This window comes from Lentzea sp. (genome assembly GCF_036380075.1).
Classification (GTDB): domain Bacteria; phylum Actinomycetota; class Actinomycetes; order Mycobacteriales; family Pseudonocardiaceae; genus Lentzea.
The window spans coordinates 1-2,829 of record NZ_DASVFL010000378.1 but is presented as its reverse complement, the minus strand read 5'-3'; the positions used below and the strand labels follow the sequence as shown (position 1 = coordinate 2,829).

3 protein-coding genes and 1 pseudogene are annotated in these 2,829 nt (G+C 69.7%); all 4 read left to right on the top strand.

What is annotated here, in order from left to right:
- A pseudogene (locus tag VF330_RS39925) lies at positions 1–472 on the top strand (hypothetical protein); the annotation flags it as partial.
- A 4-nt stretch (positions 473–476) separates the two neighbouring features.
- The gene (locus VF330_RS39920; protein ID WP_330856953.1) at positions 477–1,232 is read left to right on the top strand and encodes an ESX secretion-associated protein EspG; all 756 of its coding nucleotides are present in this window, start codon (positions 477–479) and stop codon (positions 1,230–1,232) included.
- A gap of 142 nt (positions 1,233–1,374) precedes the next feature.
- Positions 1,375–1,674 carry a hypothetical protein gene (locus VF330_RS39915; protein WP_330856952.1) on the top strand — a complete coding sequence of 100 codons (300 nt, stop codon included), beginning with the start codon at positions 1,375–1,377 and terminating at the stop codon, positions 1,672–1,674.
- 1 nt (position 1,675) lies between these two features.
- On the top strand, positions 1,676–2,829 hold a 1,154-nt coding region (locus VF330_RS39910), incomplete at its 3' end, for a WXG100 family type VII secretion target (RefSeq protein WP_330856951.1).

The window sequence follows — 2,829 nt, the reverse complement described above, 5'->3', positions numbered from 1 at the left end:
GGCCGCCGGTGCGAGCGGGCTGGCCGGTGCGACCGGCGGCGCTCGTGGTCCGCAGGTCGTCGGTGGCGGGCGTGGGCCCAGCCAGGCGCCGAAGACCCCGATCGCGCCCGCCGGTCCGAAGGGTGCGCCCAGCACCATCGGTGGTGGCAAGGCCGGTGGTGGCGGTGCGGGTGCGGGTGGCGCCGCTGGTACCGGTGCCGCGGGCAAGGGTCCCGGTGGTGCGATGACGCCCGGTGGCGCCAGCGGCGTCGGCCCCGAGGCGAACCGCGCCGGTGCGGCCGCTGCCGGCAAGGGCGGTGTCGGAGGTAAGGGTTCCGGCTCGCTCATGTCGCCCGCGGCCGGCGGTGCCAGGGGCGACGGCGAGGAGGACGGCGAGCACGTGAACAAGTACGGCGTCGACTCCGACGAGATCTTCGGCGACGACCGCATGGTGGTCCAGTCCGTCATCGGCGAAGACCCGAAGGACCAGTAAACCCTTGAGCACACCGGCATCTGTGGTTCTGTCCACAGTGGAGTTCGCCGTGGTCTGGGAGGCGCAACGCCTCCCGGCCGCGCACGTCGCGCTGGACACGCGGATTCCGTCCGTCACCCACACCGAGAAGGCCGAGGTGGTGAAGCGGGCCTGGGAGTCGCTCGAGTCCCGCGGCCTCGCGCACAACGGCAGGGTGGCGCCCGAGATCGCCGACGGGTTCGCGCTGCTCGGCAACCACCAGGTGGCGATCGACCTGTGGATCTGGGCCGACCGGGAGATCAAGGGACTCGCGGCGGCCATCGGGGACGAGGCGGTCCTGGCGGTGCAGGACCGCGACGAGATGTGGCTGATCCAGTCCCGCGGCACGGCACTCGCCGAGGCCGCGGTGTCGGTCGCCGGCGAGATGCCCGCCGGGTACGGGCGCTCGATCAGCCTGCCCTACGACGACTTCGTGGCCGCGGCCAAGGACGTCGGCCTCGACGCCCAGCGCATGATCACCACGCTGGAGCGCCAGGGACTGCGCCTCGGCGACGCCCAGGAACTCGCCGGGATGCTCGACGGCATCTCCACGCGCGGTCAGTTCGGCGTGCAGCGCAACGGACAACGCGCCGGTCGTGTCGTGTCCTTCCACGACACCCACAACGGACGCTATCTCCGCCAGCTCAAGCCAAGCAGCGACGGCCGCAAGTGGTGCACGATCACGCCCGTCGACAACCACCGCCTCGCCGCCGCCGTCTGGGAACTGCTGCAAGAGGTCTGAAACGCGGAACCCCTGACCGTGCCCGCCCGTCGAACATTCCGACGGGCGGGCACCGTCGTCTCGAACGAGCGAATCGACGCCCCGCCAGGAGTAATTCGTTCTATGGTCTTGAGGGACGTCAAGGGGGTAGGTGCGCGTGGCTGTGGCGAAGTTCAACAGCGAAGCCATGGAACAGTGCCGCACGACCGCGAGCAGTCAGGCCGGACAATTCGGCGCGATCGGCGACGGCTTTTCCAACCAGTACGGCAATCCGGACATATTCGGAAAACTCGGATCTTCCGGCGCCATCTCCAGCGCCGTGACCGCAATGGACCAAGCGGGCGCGCAGGAGTTCGAAGCAGCCGAGAAGGTGCTGCGCAAGGTCGAGGGCACGATCGACGTGATCCAGACCAACGTGGACGACATCGAGGAAACCAACAAGAACTCCTTCAGGACGGTCTGACATGAGCGCGATGGACGAGGTCTCGGCCCTGCCCGGCGGCGCCGAACTGGCCGCACTCGCCGACAAGGTCGACACGGCACAACCCCAGGCCGTGCGCGACATCGCGAGCCGCTACAAGCAGGCCGCGGGCAAGTGCGGCGACCAGACGAACGTCCTGCAGAAGTCCGTCGCCCAGCTCGACGACGCCTGGGAGGGCAAGTCCGCGGACGGCTTCGTCGCCTACATGGGCAACGTCACGAAGTGCGGCACCTCGATGGCCGAAGCGCTCAACGGCGCCGCGACCGACCTGGAGGCGGCCGCGAACGCCCTGGAGACGGCCAAGTCCTCGATGAGCCGCATCTGCGAAACCCTCCTGAGCCGTGCCCGCCAGACCCGCCAGCAACTCCACGGCCAGCCGCAGGAAGACGTCGACGACATCATCCGCAGCTACGTCGCCGAAGCAGTCTCGGACGCCACCCCCGTGATCTCCCAGGCGGAATCCGCCGTGAACGCCGCCGCGAGCACCCTGCGCGGCCGCCCCGGCGCGCTGACCCCGAAGTTCTCCACGCTCGAGGACCCGAACACCCAGTCCTTCGTCCCGACCCCCGGCAAGCCCATCGAGTGGGCCCCGACCCCGCCTCCGGACGACACGACCAAGCAGTCCGCCGTCGCGGACACCCAGCCCAAGCCCGCCGCCACTCCCACTCCCACCTCGACCGACCACGGCGGAGGCGGTGGCGGTGGCGGCGGCGCGTCCGGTGGTGGAGGCGGCGGTGGTGGTGGCGGAGAAGGCATGGGCGGCCTCGGCGCCAGCGGCGGCCCGCCGTCCGGCAGCCCCCCGCCCGGCAACGTCGAGGAGTGGATCCGCGAGGCCATCAAGATCCTCCAGGCCAACGGCATCCCGGTCACCGACGCGAACATCGACGAGATCTGGAAGATCATCGAAAAGGAGTCGAGCGGCAACCCGCACGCCATCAACCTCTGGGACTCGAACGCCCAGGCGGGCACGCCCTCCAAGGGCCTGATGCAATGCATCGACTCGACGTTCAACGCCCACAAGCTGCCGGGCCACGACGACATCTGGAACCCGATCGACAACATCATCGCCGGCGTCCGCTACACCTTCTCGCGCTACGGCGGCTTCGAAGGCCACCCAGGCCTCAAGGCAATGGCCCA